17 protein-coding genes are annotated in these 18,940 nt (G+C 58.5%); 9 read left to right on the top strand and 8 right to left on the bottom strand.

Annotated elements, in window-relative coordinates:
• Positions 1–237: 237 nt before the first annotated feature.
• Positions 238–453 carry an MGMT family protein gene (locus CGLUCO_RS08180; protein ID WP_141759625.1) on the bottom strand — a complete coding sequence of 72 codons (216 nt, stop codon included), beginning with the start codon at positions 451–453 and terminating at the stop codon, positions 238–240.
• Positions 434–2,200, bottom strand: a complete 1,767-nt coding sequence (treZ, locus tag CGLUCO_RS08175) for a malto-oligosyltrehalose trehalohydrolase (RefSeq protein WP_005395560.1) — start codon at positions 2,198–2,200, stop codon at positions 434–436. The genes CGLUCO_RS08180 and treZ overlap by 20 nt, the downstream gene beginning before the upstream one ends.
• 58 nt (positions 2,201–2,258) lie before the next feature.
• On the opposite strand from treZ, the gene CGLUCO_RS08170 reads away from it, so the two are divergent.
• From CGLUCO_RS08170 to CGLUCO_RS08160, 3 genes are read left to right on the top strand one after another with little or no spacing between them, the layout of a single operon-like run.
• Entirely contained in the window at positions 2,259–2,909 is a 651-nt protein-coding gene (locus CGLUCO_RS08170; protein ID WP_005395565.1) for an IMPACT family protein, read from the top strand.
• A 21-nt stretch (positions 2,910–2,930) separates the two neighbouring features.
• The gene (locus tag CGLUCO_RS08165) at positions 2,931–3,164 is read left to right on the top strand and encodes a hypothetical protein (protein ID WP_005389523.1); all 234 of its coding nucleotides are present in this window, start codon (positions 2,931–2,933) and stop codon (positions 3,162–3,164) included.
• Between the two features lie 7 nt (positions 3,165–3,171).
• The gene (locus tag CGLUCO_RS08160; protein ID WP_005389526.1) at positions 3,172–3,570 is read left to right on the top strand and encodes an RNA-binding S4 domain-containing protein; all 399 of its coding nucleotides are present in this window, start codon (positions 3,172–3,174) and stop codon (positions 3,568–3,570) included.
• 133 nt (positions 3,571–3,703) lie between these two features.
• Here CGLUCO_RS08160 and CGLUCO_RS08155 read toward each other — a convergent pair whose 3' ends face one another.
• The 6 genes from CGLUCO_RS08155 to CGLUCO_RS08130 form a co-directional block, all read right to left on the bottom strand.
• Positions 3,704–3,838 carry a hypothetical protein gene (locus tag CGLUCO_RS08155; RefSeq protein ID WP_005389528.1) on the bottom strand — a complete coding sequence of 45 codons (135 nt, stop codon included), beginning with the start codon at positions 3,836–3,838 and terminating at the stop codon, positions 3,704–3,706.
• Positions 3,839–3,940: 102 nt separating this feature from the next.
• Positions 3,941–4,948: a GTP pyrophosphokinase gene (locus CGLUCO_RS08150; protein ID WP_005389530.1), complete on the bottom strand. Its 1,008-nt coding sequence runs from the start codon at positions 4,946–4,948 to the stop codon at positions 3,941–3,943.
• On the bottom strand, positions 4,941–7,448 hold the full coding sequence (treY, locus tag CGLUCO_RS08145; RefSeq protein WP_005395566.1) for a malto-oligosyltrehalose synthase: 2,508 nt from the start codon (positions 7,446–7,448) through the stop codon (positions 4,941–4,943). The genes CGLUCO_RS08150 and treY overlap by 8 nt, the downstream gene beginning before the upstream one ends.
• A gap of 1,038 nt (positions 7,449–8,486) precedes the next feature.
• On the bottom strand, positions 8,487–9,836 hold the full coding sequence (locus tag CGLUCO_RS08140; RefSeq protein ID WP_005395568.1) for an exonuclease domain-containing protein: 1,350 nt from the start codon (positions 9,834–9,836) through the stop codon (positions 8,487–8,489).
• Between the two features lie 237 nt (positions 9,837–10,073).
• Positions 10,074–12,275 (bottom strand): glycogen debranching protein GlgX, encoded by a 2,202-nt coding sequence (gene glgX / locus CGLUCO_RS08135; protein WP_084036993.1) that lies wholly within the window; start codon positions 12,273–12,275, stop codon positions 10,074–10,076.
• Between the two features lie 785 nt (positions 12,276–13,060).
• Positions 13,061–13,630, bottom strand: a complete 570-nt coding sequence (locus CGLUCO_RS08130; protein WP_260322487.1) for a TetR family transcriptional regulator — start codon at positions 13,628–13,630, stop codon at positions 13,061–13,063.
• Between the two features lie 780 nt (positions 13,631–14,410).
• Between CGLUCO_RS08130 and CGLUCO_RS08125 the strand changes: the two genes are divergently transcribed.
• The 6 genes from CGLUCO_RS08125 to CGLUCO_RS08100 all read left to right on the top strand — a co-directional run bounded on the left by CGLUCO_RS08125 (position 14,411) and on the right by CGLUCO_RS08100 (position 18,912).
• Positions 14,411–15,064: an RAD23 family protein gene (locus tag CGLUCO_RS08125; RefSeq protein WP_005395570.1), complete on the top strand. Its 654-nt coding sequence runs from the start codon at positions 14,411–14,413 to the stop codon at positions 15,062–15,064.
• 18 nt (positions 15,065–15,082) lie between these two features.
• The gene (locus CGLUCO_RS08120; RefSeq protein ID WP_005389542.1) at positions 15,083–15,595 is read left to right on the top strand and encodes a hypothetical protein; all 513 of its coding nucleotides are present in this window, start codon (positions 15,083–15,085) and stop codon (positions 15,593–15,595) included.
• Positions 15,596–15,729: 134 nt separating this feature from the next.
• The gene (hisD, locus tag CGLUCO_RS08115) at positions 15,730–17,031 is read left to right on the top strand and encodes a histidinol dehydrogenase (RefSeq protein WP_070739218.1); all 1,302 of its coding nucleotides are present in this window, start codon (positions 15,730–15,732) and stop codon (positions 17,029–17,031) included.
• On the top strand, positions 17,028–18,101 hold the full coding sequence (locus tag CGLUCO_RS08110) for a histidinol-phosphate transaminase (RefSeq protein ID WP_005395579.1): 1,074 nt from the start codon (positions 17,028–17,030) through the stop codon (positions 18,099–18,101). Before hisD ends, CGLUCO_RS08110 begins: the two co-directional genes overlap by 4 nt.
• A complete protein-coding gene (gene hisB, locus CGLUCO_RS08105) occupies positions 18,094–18,744 on the top strand; it encodes an imidazoleglycerol-phosphate dehydratase HisB (RefSeq protein WP_005389547.1) in 651 nt (216 codons plus the stop codon). The genes CGLUCO_RS08110 and hisB overlap by 8 nt, the downstream gene beginning before the upstream one ends.
• Before the next feature lie 3 nt (positions 18,745–18,747).
• Positions 18,748–18,912: a CG2302 family histidine operon protein gene (locus CGLUCO_RS08100; RefSeq protein ID WP_159447608.1), complete on the top strand. Its 165-nt coding sequence runs from the start codon at positions 18,748–18,750 to the stop codon at positions 18,910–18,912.
• The last annotated feature ends 28 nt before the right edge of the window (positions 18,913–18,940 follow it).

Genomic DNA, 18,940 nt, shown 5'->3' with positions numbered 1-18,940 from the left:
TTCCTCCGGCCACCCGGCGCGTCGGGCTGCCAGCCGGAGGGGTCACCCGTCTTTCAAGGGAGATTCGGGTGGGCACCAGGCGTGGGTACGCATGTCAACTCGTGGTCCGCGGGCACAGGAGTACCCGGCCCGCCTGTCCGTCTGTGGTGGTGGGGGAGTATGTGCAATGCCCTCTTCATCCCACAACGGGAGCGCTGCCTTCCACACGTGGCTCGTCCCGTCGGCGCGAACAACGCGCTACCATGGTGCCAGTTCCCCATAGTCGGCCATGACCCTGCCGACGTACCGGGAGCCACAGCCTGCGACTGCTCCGATAGTGGAGTACGATGCGACGAAGCCGCGAGGGATGTGCTGAACAGTCGTGACAATGGCCTCGGCGAGGGGAGGCAGCAGGGTCGGCGTCTGTGCCGACCGGGACTGCGCCTCTGCCTGCTTATGAGGTGTGGTGCACATCTGTAAGAATGGCGAAGCTCCAGGGGGGAAGAAGCGTTCCTTCCTCGCCAATGGTTGGGTCGGTGAAAGAATACACCAAGGTGCCCGTGTACGGGGCTGTCACCTCGGAATCGGAAAGGTTTGCCACGATGAACGCATCCGCATAGCCGAAGCCGATCCACGAGTCCGTGTGTTCCACAGTGAGCTCAGACAACCACGGACGGGTGAAGCGAAGCGAGGAGCGCAAGCGGAAGAGGGTCTTATAGGCTTCGAGAACGCGTGCGTTTTCCTCGGTGAAGTCCCAGTCGAGCTTGGCCGATTGGAACGTTTCTGGATCTGCGGGATCGGGCATCGCCGCCACGGTTTCCTCGTTCATTCCCTGGTAGCGGAACTGGCGCTGACGTCCCTCGCGGGTGAGGCGGTCCAGCGCGTCATCGCAGTGCGAGCAGAAGAACGGGAACGGTGTCTGGGCACCGAATTCCTCTCCCATGAACAGCATCGGAGTGTAGGGCGTGCACAGTACGATCGCGGCCTTGAGCACCAGTTTCTCGGCGCTGAGGTATTGCGATGGACGGTCGCCGGCCGGGCGATTGCCGGTTTGGTCATGGGTTGTGGTGTATGCCAAGAACCGGAAAGCGGGCACCGCATCTACGTCCAGGGTACGACCGTGCTTGCGTCCCCGGAATGAGGAGTAATTTCCGTGGTGATAGAACACGTGTGCAATCGTCTGCGCAAGGGCATCCATGCTCGCGAAGTCCCGGTAGTAGGTGTGCTCTTCCCCGCTTGTTAGCACGTGGAGCGCGTGGTGGAGATCATCCTCCCACTGCGCGTCCAGTCCAAACCCGCCGAGCCCGGAGGCACCACGCGGCGCAACGAGGCGAGGATCGTTTTGGTCTGACTCGGCAATGAGGGTCTTTTGAATTCCCGTTGTCGCTTCAATTTCTGTGGCGAGGATAGACAGCTCCTCTAACAAGTGGATCGCCCCCGTATCCACCATCGTCTGGACGGCATCCAGGCGCAGGCCATCGATATGGAACTCCGTTAACCACTGGCGAGCTGCTTCGAGAACGTATGCGCGGACTTCGTCAGATCCAGAGTCACAGTAGTTGACCACATCGCCCCAGTCGGTGGCTGCAGTCGACATGTACGGGCCAAACATCCCCGTGTAGTTGCCCACAGGGCCGAAGTGGTTGTACACCACGTCCAGGATCACAGCAATGTTCTTGTTATGCGCGGCGTTGACAAGGTGTTTGAGCCCATCTGGGCCACCGTAACTTTCTTGCACACAGTGCCAATCCACACCGTCGTAGCCCCAGTTGCGTTCCCCTCCGAAGGGCTGTACAGGCATCAGCTCGATCGTGGTGACACCGAGCTCAATGAGGTAGTCAAGCTTTTCCTCGACACCCGCGAAGGTCCCAGACGGAGTAAACGTACCGACGTGCAGTTCGTAAATTGACTGCCCCGGGAGGATCCGCCCCGTCCAGTGGTCATCACCCCACTCAAAGTCATCGGCGTACACCTGGGACAAGCCAGTAACACCGTCCGGTTGCCTGCGCGTGCGTGGGTCGGGGAGGGGATCGGTCCACGTGTCACCGAGCTGAAGCCGGAAGCCGTAGCGGCTCCCGGGCGCCATTTCAGCGTCTGAGCACCACCAACCGTCTGCAGCTGCGGCGTGGTCACACGGACGTGGGTGCATAGGAATGTCCTCACCATCAAGGTGAAGGTGGACGTCGGAGGCGTTCGGTGCCCAAACACTGAAATTCGTCATACCTCAAGGGTATGAAAGCGTTCCGTACGTGTCAAAGACCTGTGTAAAGTGATAAACCATGCATGCCGATGCCGAATACCTCCTACCGGATGCCACCGCCTCCGTCGTAGCCGAGCTGGAGATTAAACGGTCCCGTTTTATTTCGCACGTCGGGCGCGTTCAATCAGAAGAGGAAGCGCGCCAGTTCATTGGCAACATCAGGACGCAGTACCCCGATGCGCGGCACCACTGTAGCGCTTATTATTACCACGTCGACGGGTCAAACCCCGTGGAGCGTTCATCGGATGACGGCGAACCGTCGGGCACAGCCGGCAAGCCGATTCTCGATGTCCTTACCGGATCCGGCCTGCAGGATATCGCCTGTGTCGTAGTTCGCTATTTCGGTGGAATCAAGCTCGGCACGGGCGGTCTCGTTCGCGCCTATTCCGATGCCACAACGGCAGCGCTGAAACTGGTGCGCCCCGTGAAACGCTCCCTTCGGCAGCTGGCGACGGTCAGATTTTCTCATGCTGATGCCGGCCGCTACGAGGCCGATCTGCGCGCGCGGGGTTATCACATTTCCGATGTTCGCTACGGCTCCGACGTACTGATGACACTGGCTATTAAGCCGAGTGAGCAGGATGACCTGCACGCCTTTATACAGTCCTTAACTAAAGGGGACTGCGAGCCAGATTTTGGCGCTACCATGTGGGTGGAACTGCCAGCGTAAGCACGTTTACAATAAGGCACTATGAGCATGCAACGTTATCCTCAGAACCCTATTGAGCGCCGTAAGCAGGCCGTTCGCCGTTACTCCAAGAACGGAGTACTCGGTGTATCCGGAGGTGTGATCGGCGGGCTTGCGCTGTGGGCACTGACGGAGGAATTCTCCCTGATGGTGATCGGTTTGGTCGTTGCCGTTGTGATTGGTGTGTACAGCTGGACCAAGGTGCGGTCCATCGTCAATCACAAGGACAACTACTAGGACATCTATGAGTGACATCGCGCTGGGGAACCCCAGTGACTCTGTGCGCATTGATCAGTATGTGTGGGCGGTACGGCTATACAAGACCCGGTCTGCAGCATCTGATGCCTGTAAGGCTGGGCACGTCAAACTCAACGGGGAGGCGGTGAAGCCCTCCGAAAAAGTTGTGGCAGGTGATCGGATCCGCGCGTGGGTGGCGCACCGGGAACATATCATCGAGGTTGTACAGCCGATTAAGAAGCGCGTGGGCGCACAGGTGGCTCGTGCAGCCTACCGCGACCACACACCGCCCCCGCCACCCAAGGAAATCCTTGCTTCAATGCCACGCCGGGATCGGGGAGCTGGCCGCCCGACAAAGAAGGATCGGCGTGCGTTGGATAAGCTTCGTGGCCGTTCGGCCCGCTAATTTCCCTGCACGCGTTTTAATCAAAAACATGCCACAGGTGAATACCTGTGGCATGTTTACTACGGCTTGTAATACGATGCCGGTGTAGCTCGTCGATCCTGTTTTTGCTTTTCGACGACTAAAACGACGGTTTTTACTTACTGGAGCCGGCTGTGCCCCACTCTGCCGGCGGAAAATCGATACCCAGCGGGCGGAAGAAGTCCGCGATGGCGAGAGCCCAGACGTGGAGGAAATCGAGCAGCTCAGGGAAGTTCGAAAGAGAAGACAAGAAAACGTTCCTTTCATTGGGTTTTAACCGGTAATGCGTTATAGCTTAACCTTTGCGCGCTCGCATCTCAACGGTGGCGTGCGGGTGCCGTCTGACGAAGCATCATTCGGCCTCATGCTTGCGACGATGTGCCTCCAGCTTGCGTAGCCTGCGTTGTAGACGAGAGGGGCGTCTCTCTGCGCGGTAGCCGGTATTGCCCGTGCGGGCGATGTGGGAGGCACCGAAGCGGGCGAGAAGAAGATCGTCGACAAGCCGAACCTGGCTTGGAACATACTGGTACTGAAGCGCATCCAGAACCTGAGAAACGTCCTCGGGGCCGGCGATGGCCTCTACATCAGCGACAGTGCGAATACCATTAGCTGTCAGAATTTCCTCCAACCAGGGGTAAACCTCTGACTTCGAGCGGGGGAACTTGTCACCGAGGAGGAGAGTGAGCACGTGTGGCAGGTTCCCATCCGTGAGCGGAACGTTACCGGCTACCGGATGCGAATCAGCGCGAATATGCGCGATCTGGTCAAATTGCTGATCCGCGAGCTCAATGAGGCCGGCGGCGAGGGTAAACGAGCGATCAATTGCGGGGTCTGCACCTGTGCCTGCACCCTTGTAGCGGATATCGTGTTCGAACTCCGCCCAAGCGTGCTGCAGGATGGTACGGAGCTGGACTTCGAAGACAAGACCCGAATAGGCTTCCAGATCCTCCGTCTGCGGGGTGACTTTGACGATGAGGTGGTGGGAGCCATACCCGAAGCCGCCAGAAATGCGCGTCTCGGCGGCTTTGTCCACACTACGCAGGACAGTGAACATCCGCTCGAGGGTCTCGATCACGCGAGGGATTTCTGTGGAATGGTAGGTGATGATGCGTGCGCCCACGACATCGCTGATCTGCTCCCACGGCTTGAGGTACAGCAGGTTCCCATCACTGTCGTACTTCGTCGCTTTGGCAGCAAAGGACCGCCACGACTTGATTCGTGTGTCTACACGGTCGTAGGCAATACCCGCGTCGGAGACGCTATCTTCCAGCGCGAACCGAATATCGCTCTCCAACGTGGGATGACTGGCGACAAACGAATCGTACTCATTTTCCAGTCGGTTGAGGTCAGGCTTATTCATCGGCGGTGTTTCTAATCAGAAGGGCGGTGGGGAAATAATTTAACAGGCCGTCGACGGCGACGGTTCCAGACACCGTACGGCCGGTCAACACCTCCGTCCACGTGCCCTCGGGGACAGTCAGAGTGGTATCGCCCCAACCACCGCGTGCCATGAGCCGGAACGGTGTGCGTGTAGCGACGGCAATCACATCCACGCGGTCGGGGCGGGGGCCTCGACCCAGTCCAATGAGATTATCCTCTGCCTCGCCTTCCGCAAAAACAGCCTGGTAGTCGCTTCCCACGAAGTCGTTGGCGTAGTGGGAGCGGACGTGGAGCGCCGCTGCCACCACTACCTGCTTTGCCTCGTTGTAGCGATCGAGGAGATGTGCGTAGGGAACATCGTCGTCCCGGTGTGCCGACTCGTTAGCAACTACGTCACCGACGGTAAAGGAACTTTCCTCCTCACCGCGCAAAACCCGCAAAGTTTTCTCCAGCGAGGCACGACGGGCCTCGTAATCAACGAAGCGACGGTTGTCGGGGTCCACGAGAGAATCAACGAAATATTCCTCACCCTGGTAAATATCGGGAATTCCCGGAGCGATGAGCTGCAGGAGCTTGCGTCCCAAGCCGATGAGAGTGGCAGCGTGGGCGAGCGGTCCAACGAACTGCGTGATGCGCTCGGAAACCGGCCCGTGCAAGAGAGCCTTCACCCAGTGCAGGGTGCGCTCTTCAAACTCTGCATCTTGCTCTGTCCACGTCGTGTATAAACCAGCCTCTCGGATGGCCTTTGTCGTGTACGCCAGCATGCGCTTCTCATAGTCGTCCGTAATGACTCCGTCCACGGGCCACGTCCCCAGGAGATTTTGCAGCAGGAAATGCCCCGTTGCACCGTCCGGTGGGGGAGTGATGGAGGTGATCTCGTCGACAACCTCCGAGAAGTCACCAGGGCAATCGGCGAGCTCAATGATACGGGCTCGCACATCCTCGCCGCGCTTCGTATCGTGCGTGGATAACGTGGTCATGGTCTTCGGCCACAGACGTGCGCGCTCCTGCTGGAGGAGGTGAAACTCCGCCGCGGATACTCCGAAGCGTCCAGGCGCACCACCGACTTCGTTGAGTGCAACAAGCCGTGAGGAGCGGTAGAAGGTCGTATCTTCTACGCCCTTCGCCATGACAGCACCACACACCTGCGCGAAACGGGTAAATGCCTCACCACCGGAGATCAGCGCGGCGACGATGAGATCAAGCGTGGCGCGCCGGGATGGGAAGCGGCGAGAAAGATCTGCTGCCACGGTAGCAGTGACGCGAGTCAGCGATACATAGTCTGCGCGGTAGACAGGCATGGAGGCAACCAGCTGTTCAATCGTGGAGATAAGCTGCGTCTCCGTGACTGCGGATCCTGCGGTGGAGAAGTTATCGCGCCGGATAGCGCGCGCCAAGCGACGCACTTCAGCGGCGAGCTCCGAATGGGCAACATCCTTCTTTAGCACGTACTCGGTCGAACTGATTGCCTGCTCATCCCACGTGGATCCCGTGTGTTTGAGAGCCAACATAGACAGTGTGTTTTCGGAACTTCGAGCCACGAAAACCCCATCGAGCTCGCGCAACGCGTCGTAGCCAGTGGTTCCGTCTACCTTCAGGCGGGGGTCGAGAGCCTCATCGACAGCGAGGATCTTCTCAATCACTAACCAGCGGTCAGGTCCGACAACCTCGCGGAGCCGAGAGAGGTAGCCAAAGGGATCCGTGAGACCATCTGGATGATCAACCCGGAGGCCGTCGATAAGATCCTCTGCGACGAGTTCGCGGATGACGCGGTGGGAGTGCTCGAAAACGAGAGGATCTTCCTGCTTCAACCCTGCAAGCGAGTTAACCGAGAAGAAGCGTCTGTAGCTGATCACCCCGTCTCGCCAGTACATGAGTTTGTATGCCTGTCTGTCGTGGACCTGCTCCGGTGTGTCCGCAGAATCTGGATCATAGGTTCCCTCGGCAATGGGGAACAACTGATCGTAATAGTTGAGAACCGGTTCGCCCTCATACTCGGTGATCGTCAGCTTGTCTTCATCGCCAGGGCGGCCGAGAATAGGGAGCCCGAGCTTGCCACCGGCACCGTTATCTTCGTGCCAGTCGATATCGAAGTACCCCTCGAAGTGCGAGTCCTTGCCTTTCTTGAGCACGTCCCACCACCACGGGTTCTGCTCCGCATGTGCAACACCGACGTGGTTGGGAACGACATCGATAATCAAGCCCAGCCCTTTTTCTCGGGCAGCCCGGGAGAGCGCGACAAACCCTTCCTTTCCGCCGAGCTCGGGGTTTATCTCGGTGGGATCGATGACATCGTATCCGTGATTGGATTCTGGCACGGCAGTAAGGATCGGGGACAGGAAGAGGTGGCTGACACCGAGGTCTTTCAGGTAATCGAGGATCTCGATGGCATTGTAGAAGTCAAACGAGCGCCCGTGCGGATCTGCCTTGGGGCCGCGTAACTGTAGTCGGTATGTAGCTGTGATTGGTGTGGAAACCATGGAATTGCGTCACCCTTTCTCACATGTATAGGTCACTATTCTAGTGGCCCACACATCACACCGGGTTAGTGAAAGCTCTTGATATTAAAAGATATTCTCTATCGTTTGAGGTGAGAGACTGCTAATTCGCGCTCTCGCCTCGGTTGTCGCGCGCGTGGACAGTGCTCGGCGCGAACGTTTGCGGGGCTTTTGCACACTGATCTCCTTCATCCACCCGTCTCGGATGGTAAACGACTTCTCGGATATCTGGGAGGACGAGGCCCGGAAGATGGCTGAAACAACGGGGCCCAGAGACGGCGCGGAAGATGCGGTTGTGACAATAAGGGAGCCTTCTGCAGGAGCGAAATAGATGAAAAAACGCCCGCCAAGTTCCCTTTCGCAGTAGGAAGCAAGGTGGTGCGCTGTTTCCGGGTGAGTTAGCCAGCTTGTTGCGTGTGTCTCGAATGTGCTGAGCAGAACCGCATCTGTACCCAAAGGCGCGTGAGGGAGTGGGATCGAACGAAAAGGTGAGCGCTCATCTGCGCGTGAACGGTGCAAGAGACGCCCTGTTGCGTACTGCCACACTACTGTGAGCGGAGTAAGTAGAGCGTGCTCGTCGCCTTCACATAGCGTTCGTGGCAACTCAATCCCTGCGTGGGCCGGTTGGGGGCCCTGATGGTTAGCGGCGGTGACAATTGGGTCGGTGCAAAAACCAACGTGGAACCCATTGGTGAGAGTCAACGTAGCCGGAATCGACGTAGCGTCACCTTCGTGGATAGGAGTCCGCGCCCAGTCCGAGGTTCGCAGCATGGGAAGCATCCTGCGTACGGATGTGGGGGAGAAGACCGTAGGAGTGGGTGATTCAGACGGTGAGGTGAGGAGTGCATTCACTGTGACAAGGCTCGTTTCCGCCCCGCGCGACGGCAGTTTTCGGGGCCTGCACCTACGTACACGAAAAGTGAAAGTAGGTGCAGGCCGACAGAGCAGTGATGTGTCGGGGCCTAAAGTGCATCACGTACTCCTCTTACTTAGACGTGGTGACGCACGGCAATGGTTCCCCTAAAATGGCGGTTCGTTCTCCTGCGCGATAGCATCGGCATCGATGCCGAGTACTATGAATAACTTTTCTTTAGACCAGATAGCGATATCTTGGCCTTGTTCCTTCAGCTCCTCGGCCCTTTTCTGCTTCGATGTTTTCTTCGTCCACGCGCCGACAGCGCAGATGGTGGTTTTCTTCGTTACGTTCTTGCCGATGGTAGCGCCTTGATCGGCAATTTTGGACCACAACGTCCCCTTATCCAGGGGCTCAAAGTCTCCCGTGAGCGTAACGTTTTGCCCGTACAACAAGCCGTCGGGGTTAGCTTCTGTATTCGGCTCCGGGATCTTCTCCGGAGTAGATACCGCCGACCACGGTACGCCCCCGCTGCGCCGAGAGGATGTGCGTTTGTATCTGCCGTTTCCTGCCGCCTCTCTGGCACGATCCGGGGAAGATGACCTGTCGTGGCGAATCTTCTGCACGGAGCGAATACGACCTTCGTTTCTTATCTTTCCCATCGTGAACCCCGTTGACGCGATGAATTCGGGGAATGAGCCAGTGAACCCGTCAATGCTTGCCAGTGAGGTGATGATCCGAGCACAAGCTTCAGCGTCATCTGCAGCGCAGTGGTGGTGTTCGAGGGCGATGCCCAGACCTCGGCACACATCGGGCAGGCGATTCGTGGCAAAGCCGAGATCGCGGGACCGGGAAAGCGCCAGGCTGCAGCCGAACTCGTTCGGTGCCGCAGCACAGTGCGATGCGTGGCAGGCGCGTGCGAGGGCTGTGAAATCAAATTGCGCATTGTGGGATACCATGGGGAGCTCTCCCGTGAACTCCTTCACCAGTTCGTACCGCTGGGCAAAACTCGGCTCCCCTTCGATGTCCTCCGGCCGGATGCCGTGAATCGCAATGTTCTCGTCGAGGAAATCCTCCATTCCCGGTGGTGGTGTGCAGCGCCAGGTTGCTTGCTCTTCTACCAGGCCATTGAGAACCTTGGTGACACCGATTTCGATAATCGACCCCCAGTCATCGTTGGCTGTCTCCACATCGATAGCGACAAAATCCAATCCGGGGATTGGGGTGGACTCGCCAACCGGATCATCGCCGACACGAACGCGCGCCACGTCCGCGACGAATTGCTGCAGGGCTGCGGTTTGTGACCGCTGGAAACGGAGGGTGACGGAAGCACCGCTCGTGCGGGTGAGTGTCACCGAGCCGAGCGAATACGGGGTCGGCTCAATGGTTGCCACGTCAGTAATATCTGCGGCGGGGAGGGTGGTTTCCCCAGCATTTAGGCTCGTGAGGAGGGGAGAGTAGTAGATGTTAATGGTTCCATCCGCTATCGCCACCGTAGCTCCATGTGCAGTGAGCACTGTCCTTTGCCCCTTCTGTTGCCGTTGTGTGCGCGTCTCGCGCGCTGATTTATTCCCCTATTTTACCGCCCAGAGGAACATGCGTTTTTCTCGCTTCGAACAAGCATCGTGTACAGCAATGACCCCGACGGTTAACGAAATAACTGCATTTCACTAACAGTCGAGGTCATTGTAGGCCCTACGGTCATTGGCGGACTAACCGTTCAGGGCGGTGGTGAATGCTCTTTTTGCTCCCACTTAGCCTTCGTAGCCCTTCACGGATCCGCCACCCTTCGGGGCACCGGACACCGGAGGATCGTTCTGCACGGCGACGATGGTGGAGCGGGCAGGAATCATGACCTTCTCACCAGCGGTCAGGATAACACCACTTTCTACATCGCCACGGGGCTCAGTCGTATCGATGAGAACCTTCCAGGAGGCACCGTAGGTGCCGACCGGAATCGTGAATTCTACGTCGGTATGTGCCGCGTTGAAGCACAGGAGGAAGGAGTCGTCCTCCACCTTGTTGCCGCGGGAATCAGGTTCGGCGATCTCCTGGCCATTGAGGAATACCATGAGCGCTTTACCGAAATAGAAGTCCCAGTCCGCTTGGTCCATGAGTTTGCCGTCTGTGGCGAGCCATGCGATATCGCGGTGTGCGGACTCATCACCAAGGGGGCCACCCGCGAAGAACTGGCGACGCCGGAACACCGGGTGGTCCTTGCGCAGTTGGATGAGACGCTTCGTGAACTGGAACAGATCCTGGTTTTCCTCGTGCTTGGACCAGTCCAGCCAGGAGATCTCGTTGTCCTGGCAGTAAACGTTATTGTTGCCAAACTGCGTGCGACCTAGCTCGTCGCCGTGGCTGATCATCGGCGTGCCTTGGCTTACCAGGAGCGTGGTGAGGAAGTTGCGGCGCTGTTGTGCCCGGAGGGCGTTGATCTCTGGATCGTCTGTTGGTCCTTCGACACCGCAGTTCCAGCTCCGGTTGTGGCTCTCACCGTCGCGACCACCTTCGCCATTGGCTTCATTGTGTTTCTCGTTATAGGAGACGAGGTCGTTCAATGTGAAGCCATCGTGCGCAGTAACAAAGTTGATAGAGGCCGTAGGGCGACGGTTGTTGTTCGAGTACAGATCCGATGATCCCGTCAGGCGAGATGCAAACTCGCCGAGAGTCGCAGGCTCCCCGCGCCAAAAGTCGCGGACAGTATCGCGGTACTTGCCGTTCCATTCCGTCCACAGGGGCGGGAAATTTCCTACCTGGTAGCCGCCTTCGCCGACGTCCCAGGGTTCGGCGATGAGCTTCACTCGCGAGACGACGGGGTCCTGCTGGACGAGGTCGAAGAAGCTGGATAGCCGGTCAACGTCGTGGAGCTCACGTGCGAGAGTGGACGCGAGGTCGAAGCGGAAGCCGTCGACGTGCATTTCCGTCACCCAATAGCGGAGGCTATCCATGATGAGCTGCAGGGAATGGGGATGGCGGACGTTGAGGGAGTTTCCTGTGCCCGTGTAGTCCATGTAGTGCTGCGGATCGCCGTCGACAAGGCGGTAGTACGCGGCGTTGTCGATGCCTCTGAAGGCAATCGTCGGACCCATGTGGTTGCCCTCTGCCGTGTGGTTATACACCACGTCAAGGATGATCTCGATTCCTGCCTCGTGGTAGGCGCGAACCATTCCTTTGAACTCGCTTACCGCGTCACCGGGACGAGTAGAGGCAGAGTAATCCTGCTGTGGGGCGAAGAATCCGAGAGTGTTGTAGCCCCAATAGTTCCTCAAGCCCAGTTCGCGGAGGCGATCATCCTGGAAAAATTGGTGGATGGGCATGAGCTCGAGAGCGGTGATTCCCAGATTCTGGAGGTACTCAATAATTGCTGGGTGGGCTAGCCCTGCGTACGTTCCGCGGATGTTCTCTGGGATATCAGGGTGGGTCATCGTGAGACCCTTGACGTGGCCCTCGTAGATGACTGATTCGTTGTACGGAATCTTCGGGGCCTTGTCGTCTCCCCAGTCAAAAAACGGATTAACAACGACTGACTTCATCGTATGGCCGAGGGAGTCTTCCGTGTTGCGACCTTCCGGGCTATCGGGGTTCGTGATGTCGTAGGAGAACAGGGACGGGTCACCATCGTAATCGCCGTCGAATGCGCGGGAGTACGGGTCGACGAGCAACTTGTTTGGGTCGCAGCGGTGGCCGTTGGCGGGATCATAGGGTCCATGAACGCGGTAGCCGTAGCGTTGTCCCGGCTGGATACCCGGGAGGTAAGCGTGCCAAATGTTGGCATCAACCTCAGTAAGCTCGACCCGTGTCTCATTGTTTTCGCTGTCGAGCAAGCACAGTTCTACTTTGTCTGCAATGTCGCTGAACAGTGCGAAATTGGTGCCTGCGCCGTCGTATGTCGAACCGAGAGGGTACGACTGGCCGGGCCAGATTTCCATAGAAGGCTGATTTGCTTCACTCATAATGCGCCAGTTTATCGTCTATTTTTCGCAACTGTGAGTTGACAGCACGGACCAGAAAGCAACTATCGAGAGAAAGTTATGTTTGCCTTAAAAAACAGTGCACTACCTGTGGATTAGCTTGACGTGAGACAGGTAGCAGAAATTTGTACTCATTTCCTCGCGACGCTTCATGAAGTACCAGGTAGTCCACCATGTTGAACAATGTATGGAGGTATCCCTTTGGTTGTGATGAGTGCTTCGCTTCCGTGGGGTGGCCTCACTCACGCGCGTGGGCAATCCCGTAATCCATGTCAAGTGTGTGAATGGACACACCGCCGATTGTACGGATCCTGTAAACAAGATAATCCGGTTGTGTACGTCTAAATGAAGACAAAACTCACTGGTGCTCAACGCCCACTGGCGTTGGAAACAAACTGGTGCTGGAAACCCATTGGAGTGAGATAGGGCGCGAACGGAAGAATGGTGGTCGATGGGGGTGAAGCTAATGTGCGACGTAACTCATGTGGTGCGCATACCGGGCGGGATACTTAAAGGACTACGAGTGTGGTTTATATACGGCACCTTTCGTGGATCGCTCCAGCGTGTGACGGGGAAGCGGGCATGTTTCCCAATCTTTGCAGGAATTCGCGTGTAGAGCCCGGAGTCCTGAATTGTCGCTGAGCTTAGCGATGCGGAAACGACCATCTCAGCGATCGAGCAGTGCGGTGCCAGAAGCGTCCGTGGAGGCTCAGTCTCAAATCCCGTCCCGTTCACAGAGGGAGGAGTTTGAGAGGTGGTAGTACTTTCTACGAGGCCGAAATTCCGCGGAGAATTGTCTCCAGCCCTTCTTCGAACAGTCGGTTCGCTTCGGTTTCCTCTTCTTCTTGCAGGTCGGCAATCTTTGCAGCGACGCGAGCAGCGCCCTTATCGTGGCTCTCCTTAGTGGCCTTTGCGTCGAGGGCTAGGAGCTGAAGCTGGAACTGCTCGTACTGGACATGACCAAGCGTGAAGCTCAAGAGGGTGGAGGCGGCGGTTTCGCTCAATGACTCGTCGGGCATCCGAATGAGGCGAATGAGATCCTCCCGGACTAGCCCTGAGTTGTTGGCCGCTGCGACGACCTCGCAGCCATCGCGGAACTGCAGCATTGCTCGCCGAAGTTCACGGAGCATATCCGCAGTGGTGTCTTGGTCGGTGTCAACGTAATCGATGATTGCATGTCCGATAAGGGCGATGAGCTCCTGCTTGTTTTTCACATGCCAGTAAATGGAACCCGGCGCAGAGTTAAGCTTGCCTGCGATCCTTCGGATAGTCATATCCGCTAGACCGTATGTATCCAGAATTTCCAGCCCGGCTGCAATAATTTTATCTCTGTCCAAGTGCACGTTAGGCAATTGTAGTGGAAACTGTTGTGTTGGGGCATGAGGGCGTGGAGAGATTTTCCACTCCCTCCACGTAGACGTTTGCAAAATGTCTTTAACCAGAGAATTTATTGCAAAAAGTTCCTCTATCTTGCCGGACTATTTCCCCCATTTTTCTGTCTCGCCCTCCCCTCCACCGCTATGATCTCGTTCCTTTATTTTTCGTTGTGAACTTTTCCCTCTACTGGGGCAGGCTAGGCGGTCGTCGCGCAGCGCGGTCTGGGTGGCACCCCCATGCTCATCGTGCGCCTACCCTTCTTACACTTTGTAGTGCCTACCCATCTAGCGCCCATCTAATACATCTAGCACTTTTCGAGTTCGCCAGTTAATGGGGCGGGGAGAATACGAGACGGAGAAGGTTGGGATGTAGAGGCTGGCAAAAAGATGTCTGTGGCGTAAAGCTTGCCGGGGAGGGTGAGGGTTGCCTGCGGGGAATCCGTGAAGTCCCGTAAAAGCTCATTGGATCTGTAACAGCGGAAACAGTGCGGTGATAATGTAAGTGAAAGATTGGAAAGTCTGCTACCGTGCCATCTGGTAAGTGACCACGTCTGACCGTATGTAATCAAGCGGAACCGTTCGTTACCGCCCTGGTTCTAGGTTTTTTACGGATCTGAAGGCGATGCCGGGTAACTGGCAGCGTCCTTTCGCACGCCGTAACCGCGCGAATGTGGGGAAGACGGTGTATCTTGGAAAAACACGGTGACACGACCATAAAGTTATAAGGAGACGAAAAACATCGTGAAAATTAGTGCAGGTTCGAAGAAGTTTATCGCCCTGGCAATGGCAGCCACCGTTGCTCTTAGCGCCTCTGCATGCAGCAAGGAAAACAAGGATAAGGCTGCAGATCAGGTGACGGAGACCAACGTGTCCACCCGCACGACGCAGGTGACCGCAGCGCCGGAGGAGACTTCGAGCTCCGCTGCGCCGTCTCCAACGACGAAATCTGAGGCTCCCGAAACTCTCGTAGAGGAGCAGGGTGCTCAACCTGAGATAGCGCCACTGCCGCAGGTTCCGGCTCCTGAGGTTCTCGCCCCCGTTGAGGGTGAACCTGCAAGTGCGGAGGACGCTCAGGCGATTGCGGACCTCGTCCAGTCTGTGACCTGGGCACCGACGCTGCGCGCCTTCATGGGCAACTTCCTTGAGAACACGTGTCAGCGAGTGATTGAGCAGGCCGGTGGCCAGGGTGCCGTTGACCTGTCTCAGGTTCCAGAGATCCCGCTTGAGCAGATCCCGCAGTACCAGGAGACCCGCTCCACCATTGATGCCGTCGAGGACATCACCGTCAACGGCAACGAGGCTTCCGCATGGGTGACGACGACATCGCAGGGTAACACCCAGTCCGGCACGATGAAGTTCCTACGCGAGGACGGCCGCTGGAAGATGTGTAACTAGAAGCTAAACTTGTAGGCCATGACTGCAACAATCATGGCCCCCGCACTAACCCCACGCAGGATTGTCGGTGATATGTCCGGCATCGTCGCCGTGAGCCTCGTCCTTTCGGGCATCCTCGGCGCTGCGTGGGGTTTCTTCTCGCCAAAGGCCACTGTAGAGACTCTCGGGGATGGGACGTTTATACCGCCGGCGGATTACGGTGCCCACGATTTCCCCGTTTACGTTGCCTACCTCGTCATTGTCACCCTGGGTGGCGTGGCGATCGGCGCGGCAATGAGTCGGGTAAGCATGAAGGTGAGTGGCCAGCTTGTCGCTGTTGTTGTGGCTCTCGTTGCGGCACTGACTGTTGTGGCGGCGGGGCACTCAGTTGCGTACCTGCTTACCGATAGCGAAGGGCTGATGGGGCCGGAGGGGTCGGTGGTGACGGTGCGCAGCGCCGTCGAGGTCGGTGCTGCATTCCTGTGGGCTCCGCTTGCTGCAGCGATAACGTGGCTGTACGGTGCGTACACGGCCAGCACCCGCGCCGAATAAAAGTCTTACATGTAAGAAACATTGTTTTGACGTGGTGAAACGAGGATAATAGGCGGTTACACCCTTTTATCTCACGGTAAGGAGTCACCATGTCCACCACACCGTCTACAGCGGCCCCAGCTGCGGCATCGACAATGTTACGCACGATCGATATCTCCGCTCATTCCTACTCAGACCGAGAGTTGAGGCGGATCGTCCCCCGTAGCCACCAGTCTGTAGATAGCATGCTGGACACGGTGCGACCGATCGTCGAGAAGCTGAAAGAAGAGGGAGCGAGCGCGGCGCTGGCCTACAGCGAAAAATTCGACGGCATCCGACCGCCACACCTCCGCGTGCCCACAGAGGTGTGTGACGAGGCCGCCGCAGCACTTGATCCCGAATTGAAGAAGGCCCTCACCACGGCTATTACGCGCGTGCGGGCCGTCCACGAGGCGCAGAAACCGGCGGATGTCGAGGTCACGCTTGCCCCCGGTGCCACCGTGACACAAAAATTCATCCCCATTTCACGCGTCGGGTTGTATGTTCCTGGCGGTAACGCCGTGTATCCCTCCTCGGTGATCATGAACGTTGTTCCCGCCCAGGCAGCCGGTGTGACCTCCCTCGTTGTCGCCTCCCCGCCGCAGAAAGAAAACGGGGGCTACCCGCACCCCACGGTGCTCGCTGTCTGTTCCCTCCTGGGGGTGGACGAAGTGTGGGCCGTCGGTGGCGCCCAAGCCATCGGTCTGCTGGCCTATGGTGACGAGGGCTACGAGCCCGTCGATTTGATTACCGGCCCCGGCAACATTTTCGTCACCGCAGCCAAGCGACTCGTGCGCACCGTCGTCGGCATCGATGCGGAGGCAGGCCCAACCGAGATTGCGATCCTCGCCGATTCCACGGCTGATCCCACTCACGTTGCCTACGACCTCATTTCGCAGGCGGAACACGATGTTCTGGCCTCCTCGGTGCTCATCACCGATTCGGCGGAGCTCGCACGCGCCGTCGACGCAAAGGTTGCCGAACTCTACACCGTTACCCTCAACGCAGACCGGGTCGCTCAGGCACTCACCGGCGAGCAGTCCGCCATCGTCCTCACCTCCGGGCTTGACCAGTCGGTCGCCGTTGCCAACGCCTACGCCGCCGAGCACCTCGAGGTTCACACCCGCGACGCGGCGGCTGTTGCTGCTCGCATCACCAACGCCGGTGCTATCTTCGTCGGTCCGCACGCCCCGGTTCCCCTGGGGGACTACGCCGCAGGCTCGAATCACGTTCTGCCCACGTCCGGGTCTGCTCGCTACAGCTCTGGCTTGTCGACGCTCACCTTCCTCAAGCACGTCGACATCATCGACTACGACGCCGCAGCACTCGAGGAGATCGCCGACGATGTCATCCGCCTGTCCCAAGAAGAACGCCTGCCCGCCCACGGCGAGGCCATCACCGCACGGAGGACCAAATGATTGAGCTCCCCATCCGCGAGGACCTAAAAGGCAAAAGCCCGTACGGTGCCCCGCAGTTGAACACGCCTGTCCGCCTCAACACCAATGAGAACCCCTATCCACCAAGCGACGACCTCGCCCGCGAGATAGGGGAGGAGGCCGCCCGTCTAGCCGTCACCCTTAACCGCTACCCAGATCGTGATGCCGTTCAGCTGCGTACAGACCTCGCGGCCTACGCATCCCGCGCCACCGGCGTGCCCGTCACCCACGACAACGTATGGGCCGCCAACGGCTCCAACGAGGTGTTACAGCAGCTCCTCTTAGCCTTCGGTGGCCCGGGGCGCACAGCGATGGGCTTTACGCCCAGCTATTCCATGCACCCGCTGCTCGCCGCCGGCACGTTCACCGAGTTCATCTCCGTGCCGCGCGACGACGCTTTCGCCATCGACGAGGATGCCGCCCTCGCGGCCATCGCAGAGCACCAGCCGGACATCGTCTTCGTCACCACTCCGAACAACCCGACGGGCAACTCCACCCCGCTCGCCACGATCCGCGCCATCGTTGAGGCGGCACCAGGAATCGTCATCGTCGACGAAGCCTACGCCGAGTTCTCCACCGCGCCGTCGGCTGCGGTTCTTATTGGGGAGTTCCCGGGAAAGCTCGTCGTGAGCCGCACTATGAGCAAAGCCTTCGACTTCGCCGGTGGGCGACTCGGCTATTTCATCGCCCACCCGGCGTTTATCGATGCCGTCATGCTCGTCCGCCTGCCGTACCACCTGTCCACCCTCACCCAGGCGGCAGCCCGCGTGGCGCTGGCGCACGCGGAGGAAACGCTGGCAAGCGTCGACAAGCTCAAAAAAGATCGGGATGCGCTCGCCGACGATCTGACAAAGCTCGGCTACCGCGTCATCGACTCCGATGCCAACTTCCTCATGATCTCCCACCCGAACGCCACCTGGCAGGACTTCCTCGACGAGGGCGTACTCATCCGCGACAACGGCATTGACGGCTACCTCCGCGTCACCATCGGCACACCAGAGGAAAATTCGAGGTTTCTCGCCGTCGCCACTAAGGTAAGTGCACATGCCTGACATGTCCTTCTCCACGCGCGAGCGGCCCGACAACGCCGCCGCTAAAGACCGCATCGCCCGCGTCGAACGAGCAACCAAGGAAACGACCATCGCCGTCGAAATAAACCTCGACGGCTCCGGCAAGAGCGACATCCAAACTGGCGTCCCCTTCTTCGATCACATGCTCCAAGCATTCGCCAACCACTCGCTCATCGATGTCAGCATCCACGCCTCCGGCGACACCGAGATCGACTGCCACCACACCGTCGAAGACACCGCCATCGTCCTCGGCCAAGCCATCAACGATGCACTCGGCGACAAACGCGGCATAACCCGCTTCGGCTCCGCCTCCGTGCCCATGGATGAAACGCTCTGCGAAGCCGTCGTCGACCTGTCCGGCCGCCCCTACTTCGTCATGCGCGGCGAACCCGACAACATCCTCACCTCCATCATCGGCGGACACTACGCGACAGTCATCAACCAGCACTTCTTCGAAACACTGTCCTACCACGCCCGCATCAACCTCCACCTCATCTGCCACCACGGCCGCGACCCCCACCACATCACCGAAGCCGAATTCAAAGCCGTCGCCCGCGCCATCCGCGCCGCCGCCACCAAGGACCCCCGCCAAGCCGGCGTGCCGTCCACTAAGGGAGCGCTGTAGCCCGTGGGACACTGGTTCGTCTACCTCATGTTCCTCATCGCCGGCCTCCTCGTCGGCGGTGCCTGGTCCATGTACAAAAACGGCTCCCTCAAGGGAATCATCGTGGTGGGGATTTTGGCGGCGGGGGCGCTGGCGCTTGCCCTCATGAGCTACAGCACCGCCCAATAACAACTTTTCCACAGCCGTCTCGACGAAA

Origin of the sequence: Corynebacterium glucuronolyticum DSM 44120, from assembly GCF_030440595.1 — a bacterium.
In the GTDB taxonomy this organism is placed as follows: domain Bacteria; phylum Actinomycetota; class Actinomycetes; order Mycobacteriales; family Mycobacteriaceae; genus Corynebacterium; species Corynebacterium glucuronolyticum.
Note: the sequence above shows the minus strand (reverse complement) of the source record. Positions and strands in the feature narration are given on the sequence as shown.